Origin of the sequence: Telluribacter humicola (assembly GCF_017355935.1) — a bacterium.
Taxonomy (GTDB): domain Bacteria; phylum Bacteroidota; class Bacteroidia; order Cytophagales; family Spirosomataceae; genus Telluribacter; species Telluribacter humicola.
Map to the genome: position 1 here is coordinate 519,022 of NZ_JAFIQT010000003.1, position 22,351 is coordinate 541,372.

The 22,351-nt window shown below is 47.8% G+C and carries 21 protein-coding genes; 7 read left to right on the forward strand and 14 right to left on the reverse strand.

Annotation, left to right across the window (positions count from 1 at the left end; genetic code table 11):
* The first annotated feature begins 30 nt into the window (after positions 1–30).
* Positions 31–951, forward strand: a complete 921-nt coding sequence (locus JUB14_RS17480; RefSeq protein WP_207507809.1) for a polysaccharide deacetylase family protein — start codon at positions 31–33, stop codon at positions 949–951.
* 33 nt (positions 952–984) lie between these two features.
* Here JUB14_RS17480 and JUB14_RS17485 read toward each other — a convergent pair whose 3' ends face one another.
* On the reverse strand, positions 985–1,545 hold the full coding sequence (locus tag JUB14_RS17485) for a YqgE/AlgH family protein (RefSeq protein WP_207507811.1): 561 nt from the start codon (positions 1,543–1,545) through the stop codon (positions 985–987).
* 143 nt (positions 1,546–1,688) lie between these two features.
* Here JUB14_RS17485 and JUB14_RS17490 point away from each other — a divergent pair, with 143 nt between their 5' ends.
* Positions 1,689–3,053 carry a chloride channel protein gene (locus tag JUB14_RS17490; protein ID WP_207507813.1) on the forward strand — a complete coding sequence of 455 codons (1,365 nt, stop codon included), beginning with the start codon at positions 1,689–1,691 and terminating at the stop codon, positions 3,051–3,053.
* A 163-nt stretch (positions 3,054–3,216) separates the two neighbouring features.
* Positions 3,217–3,735: a gamma carbonic anhydrase family protein gene (locus JUB14_RS17495; RefSeq protein WP_207507815.1), complete on the forward strand. Its 519-nt coding sequence runs from the start codon at positions 3,217–3,219 to the stop codon at positions 3,733–3,735.
* Between the two features lie 3 nt (positions 3,736–3,738).
* Here the strand turns inward: JUB14_RS17495 and JUB14_RS17500 are convergent, their stop codons facing one another.
* Positions 3,739–4,392, reverse strand: a complete 654-nt coding sequence (locus JUB14_RS17500) for a DedA family protein (protein ID WP_207507817.1) — start codon at positions 4,390–4,392, stop codon at positions 3,739–3,741.
* A gap of 113 nt (positions 4,393–4,505) precedes the next feature.
* Positions 4,506–6,398 carry an ABC-F family ATP-binding cassette domain-containing protein gene (locus JUB14_RS17505; protein ID WP_207507825.1) on the reverse strand — a complete coding sequence of 631 codons (1,893 nt, stop codon included), beginning with the start codon at positions 6,396–6,398 and terminating at the stop codon, positions 4,506–4,508.
* Positions 6,399–6,595: 197 nt separating this feature from the next.
* Here JUB14_RS17505 and JUB14_RS17510 point away from each other — a divergent pair, with 197 nt between their 5' ends.
* Both JUB14_RS17510 and JUB14_RS17515 read left to right on the forward strand, forming a co-directional pair.
* A complete protein-coding gene (locus tag JUB14_RS17510; RefSeq protein ID WP_207507827.1) occupies positions 6,596–7,588 on the forward strand; it encodes a formylglycine-generating enzyme family protein in 993 nt (330 codons plus the stop codon).
* A 38-nt stretch (positions 7,589–7,626) separates the two neighbouring features.
* Positions 7,627–8,955 (forward strand): Gfo/Idh/MocA family protein, encoded by a 1,329-nt coding sequence (locus tag JUB14_RS17515; RefSeq protein WP_207507829.1) that lies wholly within the window; start codon positions 7,627–7,629, stop codon positions 8,953–8,955.
* Between the two features lie 167 nt (positions 8,956–9,122).
* Here JUB14_RS17515 and JUB14_RS17520 read toward each other — a convergent pair whose 3' ends face one another.
* The 3 genes from JUB14_RS17520 to JUB14_RS17530 form a co-directional block, all read right to left on the reverse strand.
* Complete coding sequence (locus JUB14_RS17520) at positions 9,123–10,445, reverse strand: erythromycin esterase family protein (RefSeq protein ID WP_207507831.1); 1,323 nt, start codon at positions 10,443–10,445, stop codon at positions 9,123–9,125.
* Positions 10,446–10,457: 12 nt separating this feature from the next.
* A complete protein-coding gene (locus JUB14_RS17525) occupies positions 10,458–11,150 on the reverse strand; it encodes a phosphoribosyltransferase (RefSeq protein WP_207507833.1) in 693 nt (230 codons plus the stop codon).
* Between the two features lie 223 nt (positions 11,151–11,373).
* Complete coding sequence (locus JUB14_RS17530; RefSeq protein WP_207507835.1) at positions 11,374–12,282, reverse strand: FAD:protein FMN transferase; 909 nt, start codon at positions 12,280–12,282, stop codon at positions 11,374–11,376.
* A 115-nt stretch (positions 12,283–12,397) separates the two neighbouring features.
* On the opposite strand from JUB14_RS17530, the gene JUB14_RS17535 reads away from it, so the two are divergent.
* Positions 12,398–12,625 (forward strand): hypothetical protein, encoded by a 228-nt coding sequence (locus JUB14_RS17535; protein ID WP_207508131.1) that lies wholly within the window; start codon positions 12,398–12,400, stop codon positions 12,623–12,625.
* On the opposite strand, the gene aroC is transcribed toward JUB14_RS17535, so the two are convergent.
* Both aroC and JUB14_RS17545 read right to left on the reverse strand, forming a co-directional pair.
* Positions 12,622–13,701, reverse strand: a complete 1,080-nt coding sequence (gene aroC, locus JUB14_RS17540; protein WP_207507837.1) for a chorismate synthase — start codon at positions 13,699–13,701, stop codon at positions 12,622–12,624. The genes JUB14_RS17535 and aroC overlap by 4 nt on opposite strands.
* A 9-nt stretch (positions 13,702–13,710) precedes the next feature.
* Positions 13,711–15,090 carry a BatD family protein gene (locus JUB14_RS17545; RefSeq protein WP_207507839.1) on the reverse strand — a complete coding sequence of 460 codons (1,380 nt, stop codon included), beginning with the start codon at positions 15,088–15,090 and terminating at the stop codon, positions 13,711–13,713.
* 135 nt (positions 15,091–15,225) lie between these two features.
* On the opposite strand from JUB14_RS17545, the gene JUB14_RS27735 reads away from it, so the two are divergent.
* Positions 15,226–15,432 carry a hypothetical protein gene (locus JUB14_RS27735; protein ID WP_229367957.1) on the forward strand — a complete coding sequence of 69 codons (207 nt, stop codon included), beginning with the start codon at positions 15,226–15,228 and terminating at the stop codon, positions 15,430–15,432.
* 81 nt (positions 15,433–15,513) lie between these two features.
* Here JUB14_RS27735 and JUB14_RS17550 read toward each other — a convergent pair whose 3' ends face one another.
* The 6 genes from JUB14_RS17550 to JUB14_RS17575 all read right to left on the reverse strand — a co-directional run bounded on the left by JUB14_RS17550 (position 15,514) and on the right by JUB14_RS17575 (position 21,505).
* Positions 15,514–17,223, reverse strand: coding sequence for a tetratricopeptide repeat protein (locus tag JUB14_RS17550; RefSeq protein ID WP_229367959.1), 1,710 nt, complete (start codon positions 17,221–17,223; stop codon positions 15,514–15,516).
* A gap of 86 nt (positions 17,224–17,309) precedes the next feature.
* Positions 17,310–18,263, reverse strand: coding sequence for a PstS family phosphate ABC transporter substrate-binding protein (locus JUB14_RS17555; protein WP_207507843.1), 954 nt, complete (start codon positions 18,261–18,263; stop codon positions 17,310–17,312).
* 244 nt (positions 18,264–18,507) lie between these two features.
* Positions 18,508–19,332: an energy transducer TonB gene (locus JUB14_RS17560; RefSeq protein WP_207507845.1), complete on the reverse strand. Its 825-nt coding sequence runs from the start codon at positions 19,330–19,332 to the stop codon at positions 18,508–18,510.
* A gap of 34 nt (positions 19,333–19,366) precedes the next feature.
* Positions 19,367–19,951, reverse strand: a complete 585-nt coding sequence (locus tag JUB14_RS17565) for an ExbD/TolR family protein (RefSeq protein WP_207507847.1) — start codon at positions 19,949–19,951, stop codon at positions 19,367–19,369.
* A gap of 40 nt (positions 19,952–19,991) precedes the next feature.
* A complete protein-coding gene (locus JUB14_RS17570; protein WP_207507850.1) occupies positions 19,992–20,621 on the reverse strand; it encodes an ExbD/TolR family protein in 630 nt (209 codons plus the stop codon).
* Between the two features lie 44 nt (positions 20,622–20,665).
* Positions 20,666–21,505 carry a MotA/TolQ/ExbB proton channel family protein gene (locus tag JUB14_RS17575; protein ID WP_207507852.1) on the reverse strand — a complete coding sequence of 280 codons (840 nt, stop codon included), beginning with the start codon at positions 21,503–21,505 and terminating at the stop codon, positions 20,666–20,668.
* Between the last annotated feature and the right edge of the window lie 846 nt (positions 21,506–22,351).

A 22,351-nucleotide genomic window follows, 5' to 3' on the forward strand; every position in this document is an offset into this window, starting at 1 on the left:
GAACGGTCGGGAAACTAATTTACTTTGGTTATGAATAAAGTACTTGCTCTTCTACTCAGCCTTACGGCCTTAGGAGCCATAGCGCAGCCTAAGCAGCTATGCGTCACGGTAGATGACTTACCTACGGTAGAGTATGGGGAAGGAAATCAGAAAGAGATTACTCAGAAGCTGGTCGCTCACTTCCAGAAGTACAACATACCTGCCATTGGATTTGTAAATGAGGGAAAGCTGTACGAGTCGGGGAAGCTGAAAGCGGAACGGGTAGCGCTTCTACACCAGTGGCTGGACAACGGGTACGAGTTAGGAAATCACACATACGGACATCCGAGCTACCACCAAACGCCTTTTAGTTCATATTCAAAAGACGTACTGAAAGGTGCAGTGGTAACCCCGCCGCTGAGCAAAAAAGCGGGCTTGCCGTGGAGGTACTTCCGACACCCGTTCCTGCACATTGGCCAGAATCAGGCGCGGTATGATTCGCTCAGCTCCTTCCTGACTCAACATAATTTCATTGAAGCTCCGGTCACCATTGACAACGATGATTATCTGTTTGCCAAAGCTTACTCCAATGCACACAAAAAGAATGATAAGGCGCAGATGCAGCGCATTGGTTCGGACTACGTAAAGTACATGGAGGCCAAAGTCTTTTTTTACGAGCAGGCGAGCGATAAATTATTTAACCGGCAAATTCCGCAGGTCCTGCTGATCCACGCTAATCTGCTTAATGCTGACTACCTGGATGACCTGGCAGAGATGTACAAGCGAAACGGGTACACATTCGTAGATTTACACACAGCCCTCCGGGATAAAGCTTACCTGGAAAAAATAACCAAATTCGGCAACTACGGCATTTCCTGGATTGACCGCTGGGCCCTCAGCCGCTCCGTTCCAAAAGAATTCTTTGCCAATGATCCAGAAACTCCGGCCTATATTGTCAATGCAGCAAAGTAGAGACGCAAGATTTTGCGTCTCTACTACAAGGCCTTAGTTCAGGCTTGGATCGGTAGGATAATGAGCCATAGAGCGATATTTTCCCCCCATGCTTTTAAGTACTTCGCGCCAGAACTGGTTGGCAGGAGTATTGAACAGAAAATCAGAGGTAGTATGTGAAACGATCCAGGTCTTCTGCAGGAGTTCATCCAGCAACTGACCACTTCCCCAGCCCGAATAGCCTACAAAGAAACGGACGTCTTCATTGGTAATCTGATTGACGTTGATCAGCGTCTTGCACTGTTCAAAGTCACCTCCCCAATATATGTTATCTCCTATCTCTGAACCTCCATCGATGAGGTCAGGGCGACGGTGAATAAAGTGCAGGGTATTTTTCTCTACGGGCCCGCCGAGGTAAAGAGGTATATCCTGATATATCGCTTCTTCAATCACATCGCCAAGCATCAGCTCAGTAGCCTGGTTCAATACAAAACCAAAAGATCCCTGTTCGTTATGCTCGCATAGCAACACTACACCACGTTCAAAATTCGGATCACCAAGAAAGGGTTCTGCAATCAGCAGGCTACCCTTTGATATATTTACAACTGATGCCATAGCTTTTACTTTTAGTTAATTCCTATGCCTAAAATATATTGTTTTTCCGGGAGAAAAACCTATTTCTTTTTTAACCGGAAATAACTCACTAAAATTGTTCCACTCCTACTGCCAGGAGTTAAGGTGGCTTTATTTGTAAAGGAATGCGTGAAAAAATCTGGTGGGTGACGGGTAAGGTACTTGATAAACTGATCTGGCTCCGGCACAAGATCATCAATCAGGAAGTACGGACTATAACATTACAGGCGCTCCCGTTTTGGGTAGCTTCGTTCGTGACGGGGCTTGTAGCGGTAGGCTACGAAAAGCTCTTTGCCTGGTTTGAACGCATGGGGCGCGAGATGGTTCTGCATACGCCGTGGGTTATTTTTATTACAGCCCCTGCCTTCTTTACACTATCGTGGTGGTTGGTCAACAGGTTTGCTCCAACGGCCCGGGGAAGTGGCATACCCCAACTGATGGCTTCTATCGAACTGGCCAATCCCAAGCAGGATGACAAGGTTGACCAGCTACTTGGCCTTCGTATCGCCCTCGTAAAAGTACTAAGTAGTCTCAGTCTGTTAGTGGGAAATGGGGCTATTGGCCGCGAAGGTCCTACTTTGCAGATATCTGCTTCCATATTCCGATTTGTCAACCGGCTGCTACCGAGCTACTGGCCTAAGGTATCCAAGCGCATAATGCTCGTAACGGGTGGTGCATCGGGGCTGGCGGCCGCTTTTAATACGCCGCTTGGTGGTATTGTTTTCGTGGTAGAGGAACTTACCAAAACCCATATCACCTACTTTCGCACGGCGGTGTTTGCTTCGGTGATCATTGCCGGTATGACAGCCCAAGCACTTCTGGGGCCTTATCTCTACCTGGGCTATCCCCAAATTACTCCCGTTGGCTTTTCATTTATCGGGGTAGTCTTGCTGGCAGGTATCCTATCCGGCCTGGCGGGCGCCTTACTGGCCAAAGTGATACTCTATATAAGCGACTGGAAAACCCTCCATATCAAGGGTCAAAAACAACAGGCTCTGTTCGTAGCTACTCTAGGGTTGCTGTTTGCCTGTCTGATCTACTTTTCGGGTGTACAGGCGGGTGGAAGCGGTAAAGAACTTATGAACCGGCTGCTGTTTACACCGGAGAAAAACATTCAGTGGTACGAATTTCCGGCGCGTTTTATCGGGCCAATCCTAAGCTATCATAGTGGCGGAGCGGGTGGAGTATTTGCTACTTCACTCAGCGCTGGTGCCACGTTGGGAGCCGGTATTGCGGAGCTGCTACAGCTAGCCCGTGAAAACTACAACCTGGTGATGCTGGTAAGCATGGTAGGCTACCTCACCGGCGTTACCCGCTCGCCTTTTACCTCAGCTATTCTGGTATTGGAGATGACCGACCGCCACTCTGCCATATTTTACCTGCTCCTGGCGGGGATGGTCGCTAACCTGATGGGCTACTACGTTGACCGGAAGTCGTTCTATGAGCATCTGAAGGAGCATTTCCTGAAACCCACAGTGTCCAAAGCATAAAGTAGTACTTTATGCTTTGGACACTGTGGAAGGCATAGATGATTATAACTTTGCCTTTCATACTTCTACTGGTATTTCATTCTTCGAAAGGCTCTTTCCGGACCTTCCGTATCTCAAAATACAAGTACTATATTACTTTTATGGTTAAATAAATCCTGAAACTATGGCTTTGATACGATCTGTACGTGGAATAAAACCTGAATTTGGCGACAACTGCTGGCTGGCTGATAACGCCACGGTAGTAGGTGATGTAGTGATGGGCGCTAACTGTACCGTGTGGTTCAACGCGGTGGTACGGGGCGATGTCAACAGCATCCGGATCGGCCATAACTCCAACGTACAGGATGGCGCCGTGATCCACTGTACCTACCAGCGATTTGCGACTACCATCGGCAACTACGTATCCATTGCGCACAACGCCATTGTACACGGCTGTACCATTCAGGACCGGGTGCTGATAGGTATGGGGGCTATCGTGATGGACGGAGCCGTGATAGGTGAAGGAGCCATCGTGGCCGCGGGAGCCATCGTAACGCAGGGTACTATAGTAGAGCCGGGCAGCATCTACGCCGGTAATCCGGCCCGGTTCCTGAAAAAGGTATCCCCCGAACTGGATGAGGTGATTACCCGCACGGCCAACAACTACATTACGTACTCAAGCTGGTTTAAGGAAGAAGAGTAGTGACTACTTCATGCTACGTTCCTGCTCCGCCTTTAATTCCTTACGGGCACTGAAGTAGCCTTTCACGACGGTGATGGTGGTAACAGCCAGGAAGAAGATCACTATGTAGTGTACATAGTCGATAATCCAGGGAAAACGGGCTCCGAAGTAGTACCCCCCACCGGTCAATCCACCGATCCAGAGGGCTCCCCCCAGTACATTATACGTCAGGAAGTCGGTAGTACGCATCTTGACTACACCGGCCAGGATAGGGGCGAATGTGCGCACAACGGGCAGAAAGCGGCTAATGATAAGCGTCCGGCTCCCGTACTTTTCGAAGTACTTACGGGTGGTTTCTATATTCTTCTTCTTGAAGAAGAGGGAGTCTTTTCTATTTTCCAGCTGATCGCCAAAGTACTTCCCGAACAGGTACCCTACCAGCGAGCCCAGTACCGCGGCCGCGAACAGACATATCAGTAGCAGCGTGACAGGTACATCCAGCAGATGAGTACCGCAGAATACCCCCGCCAGAAACACCAGGTAGTCGCCGGGTAGGAAAAAGGCAAAGAACAGACCGTTTTCGGCAAAGACGATAAGGGTAATTACCACAAGCCCACCCGTACGGATAAGCTCTTCAGAATCTAAGAGGTACTGAAAAAATTCTAGAATAGAATTCATAGATGGCTAATTTAACAAAGGTAGTTTCCGTGGTACAGGCGATCAGATTCATAGCCTATACCACGAACAACAGCCACGACTATTCATGGCTGTTAGCGGGTCATATCCCAAAGTTAAGCAAATTCTGATAGTTCGAGCCAGCGCATCTCTTTCTCCGACAGCTCCTCCGTAATCTGCTCAATCGCTTTGGCCCATTCGGTCAGTTCCTCGTGAGAACCGCCGCTGTTAAGTTTTCCAATCAATTCCCCCTTGCGCTCCTCCAGGTTTGCTATATCTGTCTCCAGTTGTTCTAATTCCCGCTGCTCCTTATAGCTCAATTTCCGTTTAGATGCAGACGAAGTATTGGCTGCTTTAGCCGGCTCAGGACTTGGCGCGGCAGCCTGTTGTCGGCTCTGGGCCAGTTGCTGCTCGCGCTTCTGCTCCACCTCCCGCTCTCCCTGCCAGATCCGGAAGTCGCTGTAGTTACCCGGAAAATCACGAATTTTACCCTCTCCTTCAAATACAAACAGGTGGTCTACCAGCCGGTCCAGGAAGTAACGGTCGTGGGACACGATCACCAGGCAACCCGGAAAATTAGCCAGAAACTCCTCCAGTACATTAAGGCTGCTGATGTCAAGGTCGTTGGTGGGCTCATCCAGGATGAGGAAGTTAGGCTCCTTCATCAGTACCAGCAAGAGCTGCAGACGGCGCTTCTCCCCCCCACTCAGCTTGGATATATAGTCGTGCTGCTTGGACGGCGAAAACAGAAATGCCTCGAGGAATTTTGACACCGTGACGGTCTGCCCGGTACCTAGTCGTACTACCTCCGCCACATCTTTCACAATGTCAATAACCCGCTGGTCATCCTGAAACTGTAGGTCGCTCTGGGTATAATAGCCAAATTGCACCGTATCACCGCGTACTACCTGACCGTTGTCCGGACGCAGCTCACCGGTTATCATATTCAGCAGGGTACTTTTACCCATCCCGTTCTGTCCCACGATGCCGATGCGGTCGCCCTTGCGGAAGGTGTACAGAAAGTTGTGGATCAGTTCGCGGTCACCGAAGCGTTTGCCCACGCTCTGCAGCTCCACGATCTTACTACCCAGACGGGTCGCCTTCACGTTCAGCTCCATCTGGTTGTCGTACTTGCGCTGACTGGCCTTATCTTTCAGGTCTTCGAAGGCATCTACACGGTACTTGGCTTTAGTGCCACGCGCTTTAGGTTGGCGTCTGATCCAGTCCAGCTCCTTACGCATCAGGTTACGGGCCTTATCAATCTCGGCAGCCTCCATTTCCTCCCGCTCCGCTTTCTTTTCCAGGAAGTACGAGTAGTTGCCTTTATAAGTATAAGCCGAGCCTCCGTCCAGCTCCACCACGTTGTTACATACCTTATCCAGGAAGTAGCGGTCGTGCGTAACGATCAGGAGCGTCGTGTTTTGGGTAGCCAGGTAGTTTTCGAGCCATTCAACAGTATCCAGGTCCAGGTGGTTAGTAGGCTCATCCAGGATCAGCAGGTCCGGATCTTCGAGCAGTACCTTGGCCAGAGCCACGCGCTTACGCTGTCCCCCCGACAGGGTACCAAAGCGAGCATCTACATCATGAATGCCTAGCCGCCCCAGTACTTCCTTAGCCTTGGCTTCAAAGTCCCAGGCTTTCAGCGAGTCCATTTCACCCAGAATAGCCGTCAGCTCGTTATTATTACTGGTAGCCAGGGCGTGTTCGTACTGCTTCACTACCTGAGCTACGGGATTGGATGACGCAAAGATCACCTCCATCACGGGTAGCGCCTCATCGAAGGATGGGCTTTGGTCCAGGTACCCCAGGCGGATATCCTTACGCAGGCTCACCAGCCCCTCATCGGGCGGCATGAGCCCGGCCAGTATGTTTAGAAAAGTAGTTTTGCCGGTTCCGTTGGTACCAATCAAGGCTACTTTATCGCCCCGGCTGAGCCCGAAGTTAATGTTACGGAACAACCACTTTTCACCAAATGACTTTGATATATTTTCAGCAGAAAGGTAATTCATGAATCAGATTATATTTTAACCCAAAGTTAGGACTATAACTGGTAAGTACCTGCTTTGTGGGTGGGGAGCAGGTCAAGTCTATATCCTTTAGTAACAAACATATCTTAAAAATCATCTTTTGTGTAGTATAACTTTACTATTTTTACTCTTTATACTAGATAGACTTATTTCAAGTACCCCATTTGCATTTTTGTCTGATGAATACGCGCATATCATTTTTAGTAATTAGTCTTTTTTCACCCTTACTGGCCTTTTCGCAGGCTGATTTGAAGAGCTATACGCAGAAGATCCCCGGCAGCAGCCAGACCTATGAGATGGTAGCTATACCGGGCGGTGAGTTTATGATGGGAAGCCCCGCTTCCGAGAAAGGCCGTAAAGAGGACGAAGGTCCGCAGCACAAGGTCAAGATTGAGCCATTCTGGATGGGTAAACACGAGGTAACCTGGGACATCTACGACCTATACGCCTTTAAGAATATGGAGAAGGAAATGGCCGCCCGTAACCCCGACCCCAGCAATAGTATTGATAAAACGGATGCCAGTACCCGCCCCAGCCCTCCTTACGTGGATATGTCGTTCGGAATGGGACGTGCGGGCTATCCGGCTATCAACATGACGCAATACTCGGCTATCTACTTCTGTAAGTGGCTGTACGAAAAGACAGGTATATTTTACCGACTGCCTACCGAGGCTGAGTGGGAGTACGCCGCCCGCGCCGGTACCAAGACCGCCTACTCATTTGGTGATGATCCGGCTAAGCTGGGGGAATATGCCTGGTACAAGGATAACAGCGACGGCGCTTACAAGCCCATCGGTCAGAAAAAACCTAACCCCTGGGGACTGCACGATATACATGGTAACGTAATGGAGTGGACACTGGATCAGTACCATCCCGATTACTACGCTAAGAAATCTAAAGGTGAGGTAAAGGAACCCTTTGCGCCTGTTACTGAGTTATATCCCAACGCGGTACGGGGCGGATCGTGGGACGATGATGCCTCGGTAGCCCGTAGCGCGGCCCGGACTCCCTCATCACCTGACTGGAAGATTCTGGACCCGCAGTTGCCCAAGAGTGAGTGGTGGCTGACCAGTGCCTCTTTTGTAGGACTTCGCCTGGTACGTCCGCTCAAAACGCCTTCAAAGGAGGAGATTGAGAAGTACTACAATCCACCTCTGATCGAAGATTATTGATTTAGCATACATACCTTTAACTCTTAACATAAAGTACAATGGAAAAAAATCGTCGCGAATTCCTAAAAGCCTCCGGCTTACTGGCGGGTGGAGCCCTGCTTAGCCCTCTGGCATCCTACGGCTATAATAGTGCAGTGGACGATACAATCAAAGTCGCTCTGATCGGTTGTGGTGGTCGTGGTTCGGGAGCCGCTGCTCAGGCACTGAGTACGTCTCAGAACGTGAAACTGGTAGCTATGGCCGATGCCTTCCGCGATCGTCTGGAAGAAGCCTACACCGGTCTGACCAAGCGCAAGTATAAAGATGCTTCTGGTAAAGAGGTTAATAAAGTAGATGTACCCGACTCACATAAGTTTGTAGGATTGGATGCTTACAAGCAAGCCATCGCCCTGGCCGATGTAGTGATTCTGGCTACACCTCCGGGCTTCCGTCCGTCGCACTTCGAAGAAGCGGTGCGTCAGAATAAGCACGTTTTTATGGAGAAGCCCGTCGCAACCGATGCGCCCGGTATCCGTAAAGTGCTTGAAGTGGCTGAAATTGCCAAGAAGAAAAAACTGAACGTGGTGACTGGCCTGCAGCGCCACTACCAGCGCAACTACCGAGAAGCCATGAAACGCATCCACGACGGTGCCCTGGGTGACATCGTGGGCGGACAGGTGTACTGGGTGAGCGGAGGCGTATGGGTACGTGATCGCCAGCCCAGCATGACCGAGATGGAATACCAGATGCGTAACTGGTACTACTTCAACTGGCTATGCGGCGACCATATCGTGGAGCAGCATGTACACAACATAGATGTAGCCAACTGGGCGAAGAACGCCTATCCGGTAAGCATACAGGGTACCGGTGGTCGTCAGGTACGTACCGACAAAAAGTACGGTGAGATATTTGACCACCACCTGCTAGACCTCGTGTACGCTGATGGCACGACCATATCCAGCCAGTGCCGCCACTACGAGGGTACCTACAGTAAAGTAGATGAGGCCTTCGTGGGTACCAAAGGACGTATCGACAGCTTCAGCGATAAAGGTACTGTACTTAAAGATTACAAAGGAGGAGTAATATACGCCCACGACAGCAAAGGCGATAAGAACCCTTATCAGGTTGAGCATGACGAGCTGTTTGAGGCAATTGCCAAAGGAGAGTATAAGTTTGCTGATGCCGAGCGCACCGCCAAAAGTACTATGACGGCCATTATGGGCCGGATGGCTACCTACTCGGGCAAGCTGGTGAAGTGGGATGACGCGCTGAACTCAAATATCAACCTCTTCCCTGAGAAGCTGGCATGGGATGCTATGCCTAAAGTACTTCCAGGACCAGATGGCTACTACCCTGTAGCAGTACCTGGTAAGACGCAGGTGATTTAAGAGCTATTAGCTGTTAGGTTTTTGCCGTTAGTCTTTTACTTAAAGCTAAATGAATAAAGAGGGTGGAGCACAAGTGCTCCACCCTCTTCTCTTAATAATCAGTACTACTCCATAAGATCGAAGGCAAAAAAGCTAACAGCTAATAACTAATAGCTACCAACTAACCCCTATTTCCCGAACGGATAGGTTTCCGGCGTCAGACTTTCGTCAACAGGTTGGCGAAGTGGATGCAGGGCTTCGGTAGTATCTATGTATATAAAAGCATCGTAGCGGGCATTAAGTACTGTGGGTACGTAGTTGCCGTAGCTTTCGTACTCCGGATTGTACACTACCCCGATAGCCCGATGGGGCATCTCCTTACTGAATCGCTCTTTTTCATTGTATCTGTTAAAAATAAGAAGCTTATCTTCCGCCGACTCATTGTGCAGTAGCTCTTCGACGCTTCCCTCCCGGGCCTCCGGCATCTCCATTTCTTCCATAGGAGCGCCCCAACTGCTACCCGCAATAACAGAGCCCTCATACGAGCCAAAACCTACCAGTACTACGTCATCTTCGTGGTTTTGCTCCCGAACCAGTTGTCCTACGTTAATCATCCCAACCCGTTTCATATCCGTATAGCGGGCATCGCCAATGTGGGTATTGTGCTCCCAGATGATGGCCTTTGAGTCAGGTCCGTAGAAGTTGGTGATCCGGTTCAGCGTTTCCACCATATGAGTGTCGCGGATATTCCAGGATTTGTCGTCAAAGCCTACCATACTGCGGTAGTACCTTTCAGCATTGACCGCAATATGCGCATTTTGCTCGGTATTCAGGGTTGCTTCGGGGTCATGGTCGTACTGAACACCCCGGCTTCTTACTTCCTTTAATAGCTTAACTACATCTTCCCGACACGACTGTGGCAGGCCTCCCATCTGAGCCGTAGCGTACAGTTGCCCATCCTCCGCATAAGGCTCAAAACATTGGGCTGCTTTACGAGCCAGCGCCGCAGTATGCGGATCAGTCTTTTCCAGGTACTCTACCAACGCATCCATCGACTCCCACAAGCTGTATACATCCAGTCCGTAGAAGCCCACCCGCTGGTCCGGGTACAGCTGGGCGTTGTGGTCCTTCAGCCATGATATGAGAGCGGCTACTTCCCAGTTTGCCCACATCCAGGTAGGCCAGCGATCAAAGTCTCTCAGTATGTCTACCGGTTTCTTATCCTGGTCAGCATAGCCCTTGACGTAGCGATTGATCCGGTAACAGTCGGGCCAGTCACCTTCTACGGCTATGAAGTTGAATCCTTTCTCCTCAATCAACCGCCTGGATATTTCTGTCCGCCAGACATAGTACTCGTGGGTACCGTGCGTAGCTTCCCCCAGCAGCACAAAACGGGCATCACCTATACGTTCCAGCAGCGGATCCAGATCCTTCGCTGTATGCAATTGAATAGTCTTCTCCCTTACTTCATTATCTGTATCATGCCTCCCTGTGAACTGTTCTGTTGCCATAGCTTTTTCCTCTTAGTTGAACTCCCTACTGTCCCAGTTTTCATTTGGCTTCTTCTCCCTTTCTGCCCGTTGCAGCAGGGCCGCCATTTGTTCATCCGTAAATTCACCGAACTCCTCATACACCTGCCCTACCGAATGGAACGGATCAGGCTGTATCAGTACTTCCAGGTCGTCGGCCTCGTTCAGGGCTTTGTCGTATTTATAACCCGACACCGGAGCCGCCAGTATGATACGGGCAGCGCCATGCTTACGGCAGAGTCGGATGGCGGCAATAAGGGTAACCCCGGTGGCTATACCATCGTCTACCAGTAGTACGATTCGTCCTTCCATAGAAGGTATAGTTCCCCCCTGCCGGTACTGGCTAACCCGCCGGTCTATTTCTTGTTTCTGTTCTTCGATTACTTTGTCGATGGTAGCGCGGGGGAGTGAGTCATCAACTCTCGGTGATATATACACGGAGTAATCTTCGGCAATGGATCCGATACCGTACTCTTTGTGCCCCGGAAACGGCAGCTTCTTTGTAATTACAAAAGACAAATCTGTCGCCAGCTCCTTTGCCACGTAATAGGCCACTTCTACGCCCCCACGAGGTATGCCCAGTACCAGTGGATGCAGATGTCTGTAGATCGGTACCAGGTACTTACCCAGCTCCTCGCCAGCATGTCGGCGATTTCTGAAGATCAGATCGTTCTCTACCCTTTCCATGCGTTTTACTTTTTCGGGTCCTGACCAGGCGGCTATTCACCTTATATCCTCTCTTTCATAAACTATTGCTACCAGGTAATGTTTGCTAGTGTCAATGATAATGACGTATATACTTAGAGAGCAAGTGCTGCGCTATGAGTAGAAAGTAAATGACAGTATCGGGCACCTCAGTGTATAAGACATCCACAGGGTGATAGAGTAATAGAAGAAGTTTTGAATAAGATCAGTTACGCTCAGAACTAGGCGCCGGAAGAGTATTCCAGCTCCTGATACGGTCTCCTTTGGTTTCCAGCAGCCACACCTGTACGTTCGGAAAGCGTTTCAGGAGCTTTTTGCCACGGTCGATACCTGCTACACTCAGGGCCGTAGCCAGCGCATCGGCAAGGGTACCATTGGGAGCAATGATGGTGGTCCGGACGTGATGAAGAAGCCCTACTCCGGTCCGGGGATCTACAATATGGGAGTAGCGTTTTCCCTGATGCTCAAGGTAACGGTAGCTGGCTCCCGAGGTAGCTATGCCTACATTAGAAAGCTCTAGGGTCTGGACAGAATCAGCATTGGTACCTGATGATACCTCTACCCGCCAGCCGGATTGCCCCGGCGGTGGATCACCCAATGTCAGGTCACCGCCCGCATCTACCAGTACGGAATTGATACCCATCTCCCGGAGTACTCGCACGGCTTCATCAGCGGCGTAGCCTTTGCCTATACCTCCTACATCTAAGCGCATTCCTTTGCGCAACAGTAGTACTTTACGCTGTGGTGCATCTAGCTTGATATAGCGATAGCCTACGCTCTGCCGCGCCTGCCGGATGGCCTCTTGTTCGGGAAAATAAGACCTGCGCATAGCCCGCCGCCACAGCTGTACCACCGGCCCTACAGTAATATCAAATGCACCGCCGGTACGCTGGCTGATTTGTCTGGAAGCAGAGATGACATCAAACAGCTCCGGGCTTACGCCTACCCACTCTCCTGTACCCGAGCGGGCCGAAAGGCGATTGATCTCACTACCGTCCCGGTAATCACTCAGGATGTTGTTCAATTCTTCAATTCGACCAAAGGCCTGACTGGCGGCGCGCTGTGCGGTGGAGCTATCAGGAGCATAAAAAATCAGCCGAAACTGTGAGCCCATAAGCCCTCTGGCGTACTCGTATCGCCCCGCTTGGGCAATTGCCTGATCAGGTAAGTAGATTATAATCAGGAGAATACTTATAGCATAAAAAAAGACAGCCCGTATAGTGTGACCTATGCGACTGTCTCTATTCTGTAACGAACTTATAAAGCGGGTGAAACTTAGCATTACTAACGCGTTACTTATCCTGCTCATCGGCCTGGTGATGGTGATTACGGGTGCCTTCCTGAATCTACGCACACTTCCATTTGGTAATCCAACCATACTGGCTGGGCTGGGGGTAGACTTCATGGGAACCATACTGCTTGTGTTGAGCCTGCACCGCCGACGCCGTAATAGTTAGACCCTGCTGGCCGTATTGCGCAGGTACATATCTGCCAATACCAGAGCTGCCATAGCCTCCACGATAGGTACAGCACGAGGCACCACACACGGATCGTGCCTTCCTTTGCCCTGTACCGTTACTTTTTCTCCAAATTGGTCTACGCTATCCTGATCCTGCATGATCGTCGCTACGGGCTTAAATGCTACCCTAAAATAGATTTCTTCGCCATTGGAAATACCTCCCTGTATACCTCCCGAATGGTTAGTAGTTGTGCGGACCTTTCCCTGCTCGTCGGTATAGAAGGCATCATTATGCTCAGAGCCATACATCTCTACTCCGGCAAAGCCACTACCATACTCAAAGCCTTTTACCGCATTGATGCTTAGCATAGCCTTACCCAGCTCCGCGTGGAGCTTGTCAAACACCGGCTCTCCCCAACCTACAGGCACTCCCTTTGCTACGCAGGTCACTACTCCACCGACTGAATCACCCCTCTTACGGGTCTCGTCAATGAAGTTAAACATCTGCTGCGCCATTTCGGGATCCGGGCAGCGTACGGCATTTGTTTCAGCCTGTTCCAGATCCAGCTCCTGATAACTCTTATCCAGTTTCAGCCGGCCTACCTGTGAAACGTAAGCCTGTACAGTAATGCCCAGATGCTTAAGGAGCTGCTTGGCCAGAGCTCCGGCGGCTACCCGGGCGGCGGTTTCACGGGCTGAGCTGCGCCCTCCTCCCCGGTAGTCCCGTACGCCATACTTAGTTTGGTAGGTATAGTCAGCGTGTGAGGGGCGATACTGGGCCGAGATATGCGAGTAATCCTTGCTTCGCTGATCCTGATTGCGAATGATCAGAGCAATAGGAGTACCGGTAGTCTTTCCTTCGAAAACACCCGATAATACCTCGAACTCGTCGGCCTCCCGGCGTTGGGTGGTTATACGCGACTGTCCCGGCTTGCGACGGTCCAGCTCACTTTGAATAAAATCTAGATCGAAATCGACACCGGCCGGGCAGCCCTCGATCACAACTCCTATACCTACACCATGTGATTCACCAAAGGTGGCGATTTTGAATATTTTACCGTACGTACTACTCATGGTCTCTGTTTATTTTCTGAACATCCATATTGTCCCAATCAACAATACGATTACTACTGCATTGATCAAACTACGGGTGATGCCCTGGTAGTTGATATAGGGATTGGTCGTATCCAGCCGGGCCAGATTCTCATACATCAGCAGTTCACCCTCAGTTGATACTACATCAGATGGACGACTTTCTCCTACTACTTTAATCACCCGACTTGACCGCAGTGTATCATAGCGGGCTTTCTGGGGATCAAAATAAACCCATTGGAAGTACCTTCCCAAGGGAAACGTGCCATTTTGCCGGGCTACTATAAAATAATTAAATGATTTCTCTCCGGTTACCCGTTCGTAGCTACGCCTGATTACCTGGCTTACCTCAGGTGGATAAAAATCAAAGGAGGCGCTATTCAGTACATCAGGAGCGGTCACGGCAGCCAGGTTTCCGGTACCTTTAATCTTGAAGATGTAGCGTAAGCTCTCGCCGGAGGCTAGCTGCTGCCTGGTTACCTGCTCTTCCAGCGTATACGTCCCTACCGCCACCTGATCTTTATGAGGATGGGCCGGCAAGGGTTGGACCTGTACTTTAATAGGTCGTGAAGCAAACTTCTGAATGGTCTTTTTCCTTTCACCTTTTTCCTGGAGCTCATATACCAGCATATCCAGAGCTACCGCCGGAAAGGCAACATCCTGCTGAGTTAGTGGAAAGAACACCGCCTGGTACATACGGTACTCCGTAAATTTCTTTCCATTGATAGTAACTGTATTCTGTAGTATCTCATCTATACCAACACTTTCTTCCCAACAGCTGGCAGGGCGCAGCTTTTTCAGAATAGCCTGCAACTGAGCATCAAGCTGGTAAAACTCCATTTCTACCGGAGCACTTTCTAAAACGTATAGTGATAGGCGTACTGCGAATCCTTCTCTTACGAAGACACGGGTCTTATTGGTCTGCACCGACAGGAAAATTGAGCCACTGGCCAACTCTTCGGCTACCATATTCGAAACCGCTACCTCAGGCTCAGGAGCAGTGGGTGACGCTTCATCTGATAGGTTATCGGCGAATTGTAATGTAAATTTTTCAACTTTTAATTTTTCCCCATTCACCACAACTACCAGTGGTGGTACCTCAATAGTCCCTTCGCTCCTGGCAAAATATTGCTGGCTTATAGTCTGTACCATAGTGGCTTTACCACCTTCGGTAGTCATAGCACTGGTGGCCGAAGCGCTTCTCTTTTCAAGACCAGCTATATCGGGAAATACAATCAAAGGGCGCTCTTCGCTATCGCGAATGATAACAGAAAGTATAAATGGACGGTTAATATCAAGTGATTTGTTGCCTAATTCAATAGTAATGCCCGGATCCTGTTCCTGTCCGAGAGTTATTATTGAAAAGCACAAAAAAATATTTAAAAAAACATATAATTTCATTTAAGTTTGACGTTATAAATAGTGGCAAAGGAATGGTACAGATCTAGTAACAACTTAAGGTTCGTCCAAACTATTGCTCCCTAAACCACAAAATTACATAATACTATGGCCTCGATGCTTGAGTACATTAAAATTATTCTGCAGAAAGTAAGTTTTGATAGCAGATTATTTGAGAAAGAACTTCGTAAAGCTTTACGCATGTTGATGCCAGACGAAGTAAAACGATTAAAAAATTGGTGTTATGAACGTTTTAGTGCCCTTCATTTGACTGTGTTAAATAGTTGCTTTGTTCTACCTAGTACTCCTGTCTAGTATTACTTTAATCAAGTTCTTATAAAAGCGAAAGCCCCCGGAAATTTCCGGGGGCTTTCGCTTTTATAAAGAGTCAGCTTATTATTTCTGCTTAGCAGCTCCTTGAGCAGGAGTAGTAGCAGTTTGAGCTAAACCTAGTGCTTCTTTAGCAGCCTGGTTATTAGGATCTACTTCCAAAAGCTTATTCCAGGCAGCTTTTGCTTTTTCCTGATCCTGGGTAGTATTCTGATGGTAGAACGCCAGGTACTGGTACGCAGTCTTCAGGAAGCTCTTAGGCACATCACCTTTCTGCTCAGCTACTTCAACGAACTTCTGATAGTGTGGTACAGATATACCTTGTGCCAAGTTCGCTTCTGGACCATACGCATTGTAGAGTGAACTACCACGCCAGTAATATCCGAAAGGCCAGTCAGGCAACTTTTGAGTTACTGTGACAAACACTGAATCAGCCTTCAGGTACAAATCCTTCTTCTCCTGAACTACCTGAGCACTATCTGCGGCACCGCCGGCAGTCATATTTCCAGCCTGCTGGTAGTAAGCCAAGCCCAGGTAATAGAAATCATTAGGTGATGCCTTAGCCGTATCCAGAGCAATACCTTTCTTATAGGCCTTTGCTGCTTTGTCGAACTCTTTTTCCTTGTAGTACAGGTTTGCTACTTCTTTATAAGTTGTAGCTGCTTCAGTAGCACTGGTATCGATGTCAGCCCCTTTCAACAGGTACTGCATACCTGTAGAGTCATACTCTTTATCGGTAGCCATCTTGTTATACGCACGGCCCAGGTACTTGTAGTCATCAGCGATTACTTTCTCAGGAGCTACCTTTATGAACTCCTGCAGATCCTTAATTGCCTGCTCCATCTCATTCGTCTTGAAGCGTGACCAACCATACATACGTAGTGTAATAGGGTTGCTAAGCTTTCCTTTTACTGAATCAAGCAGTTCCAGAGCTTTGGTGTAATCATCCGCAGTAAAGGCAAACTGAGCCGCACGAAGAATCATCTCAGGATCGTTGTTACCACTCTTCTGTAGATACATATCGAAGTTTTCAGCGGCACGCTTGTACTGACGAGCAAAGAAATAAAGCTCGGCCAGATCCTTGTAGGCAGGAGCAAAATCAGGATTTGCATCGATAGCTTTCTTGTAGTAATCAAGTGCCTGATTATAGTTCTTACCACGCAGGAAGATCTGTCCAATACGGTTGTTAGCAAGTGCATAATTAGGCTTAGCAGTCAAAGCATATTCATATGCCGTTACAGCAGGACCACCTTCATTCTTAAGGCTCAATGCATCCCCTTTGACAATGTAGGCATCAGCCAGGTTCTTGTCACGCTTTATAGCGGCATCTAACAAACGGATAGCCTCAGCAGGATCATTATTTTTCTCGAACAAGGTGTAAGCTTCACCAGCACGGTACAATACCTGAGCATCCTTACCTCTTGTCTTCTTCTCCGCTGTGGCAATCAACTCCTGTGCTTTGGCTTTATCACCCTTACCGAGAGCTACTGTAGCCAGACCCACCTGGTTCAGATAGCTCTTGTCGTCTAGTGCAAGGCCTTTTTCAAAGGCTTTCTGCGCTTCGTCTAGTTGATTTGTACGAACATAGAAGTATCCTAAGTTGTAGTAACTTTCTGGTGTAGGATTACTCTCCGCTAGCTTCGTAAAAATCTCTTTAGCCTCTTTCACACGCTCCCCATTCAGGTTCGCAAATCCTTCTTCAGGAGTTTGGGCAACTACGGTTGCAAGCGTAACCACACTCAAAAAGAGTGCTCCTAACATTGATTTCAATCTCATGTTCATTTTTTAACCGGGTTGGAAAAGGATAAAAAATTTTGTGTTTACTACTATTAACTAACAAATATAAGAATTAGTGCCAAACTCTAAAAATTTTGTTCGGATCTTACTTCGATCTCTCGAGGGTAAGGCACTGCCGGGACAAGTCCCATTTTTTGGATAATAAGACCTCCTACATCGCGGGCTATATATGTCATAAGACCACCGCCCAGTCCTGAAAATCCCTCCCTGCTGATAATATACAGTTTGCGGGATAAAGGGTATTTTCTGCGGATCAAATCCTGCTGAAATGGCTGGTAATAATCTGCCTTTGAGGCAGGTTCAGCTTTGTCAGAAACGCCCATTACATGAATACCTTTCGATAATTCATAGGTAATGGATTCATCTCCATCGCTAATCCAGTTGACGCCAATAAAACCTATAGTCTGTGGGTTCTTACGCACATAGTCAATTACTTTCTCATTATTGCCCGCTGTAAAAATCCGTAGCTTAGTAACGTCTTCTACGTTAAACTGTTTTAACATAAAGCCTAAATTACTGGAATTAGCATCATCAAAAACCAAGGTAACTTTACCAGTCTGATTACTACCCTTCAGTTGAGACCAGTCCGTAATTGTCCCATTGAAGATCTGCTCCAGTTCCGCCATCGTGATAAGACTGTCGGTATTAGTCTTACTGGTGATTAATGCTATTCCATCAACGGCTATATGCTGCACCCGATGTGCGCCCTCCTGTTCACGAATATAGTCTTTCTCTTTGGTTGTAAGCTCACGCGTTACAATGGCCAGACGAGCACTATCCTGCAGCAGGGCTAAGACAGCTTCCTGCTCGGGTCGGTACAGTACATTAAAATGAGCATCCGGATAAATTCCTTCGTACGCCTTTGTAAGAGCACTCACCACCGGCTGGAACGATTCGTCCGCAGCAATGGTGATAGTTCCTTGTCGCGGATTATCCAGTGAATCCGAGCTATTACACCCTGTAAACATCAGGGTACTCGTGAGTATCGCTGCAAATCCAGTTAACGCTCTTCTCTTCATAACCTGCAGGTAATGGTTAAACATGATTTCCATCCAAACCTTTCCATGCCCGATATCCCCGGAATACACCATATGCAATCAATGCTGCACCAAGCAGGTAACGCCATATACTACCTGCTGGTATCAGATTAAAAGACGAGGAGGAGGCAATCAAGTAGATGCCTCCTCCTGCGTATACCAGAGCCATCATCATGGAGGTTATGATTGTAACTCTCTCATGCAATGGTCTATCTTTCATATTTTATTACTCAAGCTGGAAGTTGATAGGCAGGTTGTACTTAACCCGAACCGGGCGTCCTGACTGCTTACCTGGCTTCCACTTTGGCATTGTTTTTACCACGCGGATTGCCTCTTCGTCAGTACCGAATCCTAGTCCTTTCAGTACCTGCACATCCTGAATACTTCCATCCGTATTTACTACGAAAGTCAAGAATACCTTACCCTGTACGTTGGCGCGTGAAGCGGCACTTGGGTACTTGATATTTTTCCCGAGGAACTTATACATTTCTGCAATTCCTCCGGGGAATTCAGGCTGCTGCTCAACTACTGTAAAGACTTGCTCTTCAACCGGAGCAGCTTCTACAACTGTACCCTTGCTTGGTGCGGCAATCTGCTCAGGAGCGATAATAATCTCTTCAGCATTTGGATCACCTTTTACCGTTTCCGTTGCGGCAACCGCTTCCTTCAACTCTTCTACAGTTGGGGGTGGCGTTTCCTCAGGAACTTCTTCGTCCTTCTTTACTTCGGGCGGTAAGAACTTCACTGTGTTCACCTTAGGCTGCTCAACTGGCGGCGGCGGTGGTGGTGGTGGCTCTGCGGGATCAATGGGTGGCGGCGGTATCTTCATCAAGTCCACTTCTACCATTGCCTGCTCCTGCTCATCTCCTGCCGACAATTTGTCAATTAGCATCGGAGTAAGCATAGCTAGCACGAAGAGTGTGGCTCCAAACAGGGTAGCGCGGTTGATAACACCGCGATACTCCTGGCGAAGTGAATATGCACCGTACGCCTTATTGCGATTTGCAAACACTATATCTTCAAGTGTTGCATTCTGGCTTACTTCTGCCATGGCGCTTCTGTTTTAGAGTTTAATACTTAAAAAATTACTGTTCCGGCTGTGGAACGATGCGATCGCCTAACAGCGACTTCTCTGCGTCTGTCAGTTCATCAACAAGAGCGTAACGCTTTGTCTTGGTAATAGCCATCTCGTCCAGTACATCAACCATGTTCTTGTAAGTTGAAACTGGAGTTGGCTTTAGTACCACCACAAAAGGGTCGTTACCAGCCTCATCCTTTGGGTTCTGAGAGTTGATGCGTGTCTTTGATTTAAAGATAACATCACGAATCTCCGTACCATAGCTGGCCTTCTTGAGAGCTGTTTCAGCATTATCATCATCAGCCGCAACGCCATCAAGATACCAAATGTCGTTGTTACGACCCATAAAGATAGTTAGCACCTTAGAGGCCTTCAGAGGCTCTGTCTGCTGCTCTTCTTTCTTATCCTGTTTATCAGGTACGTTAAGCGTCATGGATGTTGGCTTAGTCATCGTTGTCGCGAGCATAAAGAACGTGATCAAGAGAAATCCCAAGTCCACCATCGGTGTCATGTCCACCCGGGTGGACATTTTTTTGGACCGGACTTTACCATCGCCTTTACCACCCCCACCGGTGTCTACTATTTCTGCCATTGTATTACTGTTTGTTCAGGTGATACCTCACTTGCTATAATTACTGCTGATCCTCATCAGGAGCCCATCCCGAAGGTGGTTGCTCTGAACCTGTAATAAGGTTGAACTTGTTGATGTTCTGCGACTGCAGATTCGTAAGTACATCCTTAAATACCGGGAACTTAGCTGCGTTGTCTCCTTTCAGAGCAAGTCTAAGTTGTGGATTCGCTTTACGAGCTGCATAAACCCAGTCAGCCAACTCACTAACTCCGGTAGAGTCTACTGGAATACCAGGCTGCTTTACTGCTTTCATCTGCTCTACTGATAAGCCTAACCAGGGTTTCAGCTGATTGAGCGGGAAACCAAAGCTTGCAAACTGAGAAAATTTAGCTTTCTCCGCATCAGTAAAGGAAACTCCCTTAGACTCTGCGATATTATCCAGCATTCCAACGCGAGTTGCCTGCGCATCAACACCAAAGAAAACCTTTCCTGAATTATCGATACTGATGATCATGATGTTTTCATCAGGGACTTTAATACCAGAAATAGACGTTGGTGTGGCAATCTCAACAGCTTCATTCGATTTGAAGGTAGCTGTCATGATAAAGAACGTAAGTAACAGAAACGCTACATCCGTCATGGCAGTCATGTCCGTTACGGGAGGATGCTTTTTAGGTCTTACTTTTCCCATACCTCAAATATATAAGTTTTTTTTATATTAACGAAAAATGAGTATTAATAGTGCGCAGCAAAATTTTGCTGGATGCTCATACCGATTTCGTCAATGCTATAAGTAAGGTCGTCAACGCGGCTGTTTAGGTAAGCGTAAGAGATCGTAGCGATCGCAGCAGTACCGATACCAAGAGCCGTGTTGATCAAGGCCTCAGAGATACCTGTTGCAAGTGCAGCGGAGTCAGGCTGACCAGATGTACCCAACGCGGCAAAAGCCTTGATCATACCAATTACCGTTCCTAGAAGCGCTAAGAGTGTAGATGCAGATGCCAGAGTTGCAATGATAGTTAGGTTCTTCTGCAGCATAGGCATCTCCAAAGTTGTTGCTTCTTCGATTTCCTTCTGCAGGGCGGCTAGCTTCTGCTCTTTATCAAGGTTGGTCTCGCTTATCAGCTGCTTGTACTTCTCAAGACCAGCTTTGATTACATTACCAACTGATCCTTTTTGCTTGTCACACTCACGGATAGCCTCGTCAATTTGATTTTTGTCAAGCAGGCTTCTGATTTTGCGTACAAAAGCATCAATATTACCACTTCCACTTGCTTTGCTTAACGTAATCAGACGCTCAATAGTGAACACCAATACAATTAAGAAACAGGTCATCAAAATAGGTACAATTGGTCCTCCTTTGTAAACGATACCATAATAATCACCTGGCTTTGGACCTTTTTCGTGATCACCATCAATAAAGTGATCGGGAGACCCCAACACAAAGAGATAGATTGCAAGGGCAATCAGAAACAGGGCCGGGATTACCAACGCTGGGTTTAGACCTCCTTTGCTTTTCTTTGGTGCTGCTGCAGGCTTGGCTGCGGGTGCCGGAGTCGTCGCTTTCTTTTCCATCAGACTTACTTTTAAAGGGTTAATTTAGAATTTGGTTGTGAATAAAAGAAAAATTTGAATTAAAGGTTCTTTGTAAAATAAAATTTTGATTAAGGTATAATACAGAGCTTTACAAAAGTATGTGTTTTCCTTTTAAAAAAATGCAAAGGCTTCTTCAGTTTTTTTAACACATTTTAAAAAGTCAAACAATTAGTTGTACTATTCAAAGCGCAAGCATCGTAAAAAACGCAGCCGCATCAACAGCTATTGTCTTAACAATCAATAATTTAAATTCACCCTATACCGGCTTCCGCAATTTGGACTATTAACGGCTCCTGTGCAAATTAAGTTTCCTATTACCCTTAATTTGGATTCGAAAATTAACCTCTTGCTTACAAAAAAACAAATTTTATTCTGAAAGCCAGTTAACAATTTGTTCATCTACCGGTTCCTTGGCAGCAAACGACAAAGTACTATTATTTGTATACTATACTGTAAAAAACGAATATTATCTTCATCAAAGCAAACCTACCCCTGTTTCTACCCTTTACTTGTAGTTACAATTCGCTAAATCTGCCCAGTGGCAGCTACTTTGATGTTCCTTTCTGGAAAGATAATGAATGAAATACTAAACTCCAATATATAAAAGAAAATTTTATATTGATTAGGCATCACCTCCTCCCATACAGGGCAAAGCTTAAGCTCTATGCACTGTGAGTAGGTAGAGGAGAAAGTAATCAGACTCTACAACCAGTACACACGCATCCTTATACGCTGTACTTCCACTGATTGATGCAGGAGCTAGCAATAACCTCATACCCAACTATCTGCTTTCATAATGCTATGGCAGCTTAAATATAATCATAG

Excerpts from the sequence above, each read along its gene's own strand:
- JUB14_RS17480 (WP_207507809.1), top strand. The coding sequence starts at position 31 with ATGAATAAAGTACTTGCTCTTCTACTCAGCCTTACGGCCTTAGGAGCC.
- JUB14_RS17485 (WP_207507811.1), bottom strand. The coding sequence starts at position 1,545 with ATGGCATCAGTTGTAAATATATCAAAGGGTAGCCTGCTGATTGCAGAA.
- JUB14_RS17490 (WP_207507813.1), top strand. The coding sequence starts at position 1,689 with ATGCGTGAAAAAATCTGGTGGGTGACGGGTAAGGTACTTGATAAACTG.
- JUB14_RS17495 (WP_207507815.1), top strand. The coding sequence starts at position 3,217 with ATGGCTTTGATACGATCTGTACGTGGAATAAAACCTGAATTTGGCGAC.
- JUB14_RS17500 (WP_207507817.1), bottom strand. The coding sequence starts at position 4,392 with ATGAATTCTATTCTAGAATTTTTTCAGTACCTCTTAGATTCTGAAGAG.
- JUB14_RS17505 (WP_207507825.1), bottom strand. The coding sequence starts at position 6,398 with ATGAATTACCTTTCTGCTGAAAATATATCAAAGTCATTTGGTGAAAAG.
- JUB14_RS17510 (WP_207507827.1), top strand. The coding sequence starts at position 6,596 with ATGAATACGCGCATATCATTTTTAGTAATTAGTCTTTTTTCACCCTTA.
- JUB14_RS17515 (WP_207507829.1), top strand. The coding sequence starts at position 7,627 with ATGGAAAAAAATCGTCGCGAATTCCTAAAAGCCTCCGGCTTACTGGCG.
- JUB14_RS17520 (WP_207507831.1), bottom strand. The coding sequence starts at position 10,445 with ATGGCAACAGAACAGTTCACAGGGAGGCATGATACAGATAATGAAGTA.
- JUB14_RS17525 (WP_207507833.1), bottom strand. The coding sequence starts at position 11,150 with ATGGAAAGGGTAGAGAACGATCTGATCTTCAGAAATCGCCGACATGCT.
- JUB14_RS17530 (WP_207507835.1), bottom strand. The coding sequence starts at position 12,282 with ATGGGCTCACAGTTTCGGCTGATTTTTTATGCTCCTGATAGCTCCACC.
- JUB14_RS17535 (WP_207508131.1), top strand. The coding sequence starts at position 12,398 with ATGCGACTGTCTCTATTCTGTAACGAACTTATAAAGCGGGTGAAACTT.
- aroC (WP_207507837.1), bottom strand. The coding sequence starts at position 13,701 with ATGAGTAGTACGTACGGTAAAATATTCAAAATCGCCACCTTTGGTGAA.
- JUB14_RS27735 (WP_229367957.1), top strand. The coding sequence starts at position 15,226 with ATGGCCTCGATGCTTGAGTACATTAAAATTATTCTGCAGAAAGTAAGT.
- JUB14_RS17550 (WP_229367959.1), bottom strand. The coding sequence starts at position 17,223 with ATGAGATTGAAATCAATGTTAGGAGCACTCTTTTTGAGTGTGGTTACG.
- JUB14_RS17555 (WP_207507843.1), bottom strand. The coding sequence starts at position 18,263 with ATGAAGAGAAGAGCGTTAACTGGATTTGCAGCGATACTCACGAGTACC.
- JUB14_RS17560 (WP_207507845.1), bottom strand. The coding sequence starts at position 19,332 with ATGGCAGAAGTAAGCCAGAATGCAACACTTGAAGATATAGTGTTTGCA.
- JUB14_RS17565 (WP_207507847.1), bottom strand. The coding sequence starts at position 19,951 with ATGGCAGAAATAGTAGACACCGGTGGGGGTGGTAAAGGCGATGGTAAA.
- JUB14_RS17570 (WP_207507850.1), bottom strand. The coding sequence starts at position 20,621 with ATGGGAAAAGTAAGACCTAAAAAGCATCCTCCCGTAACGGACATGACT.
- JUB14_RS17575 (WP_207507852.1), bottom strand. The coding sequence starts at position 21,505 with ATGGAAAAGAAAGCGACGACTCCGGCACCCGCAGCCAAGCCTGCAGCA.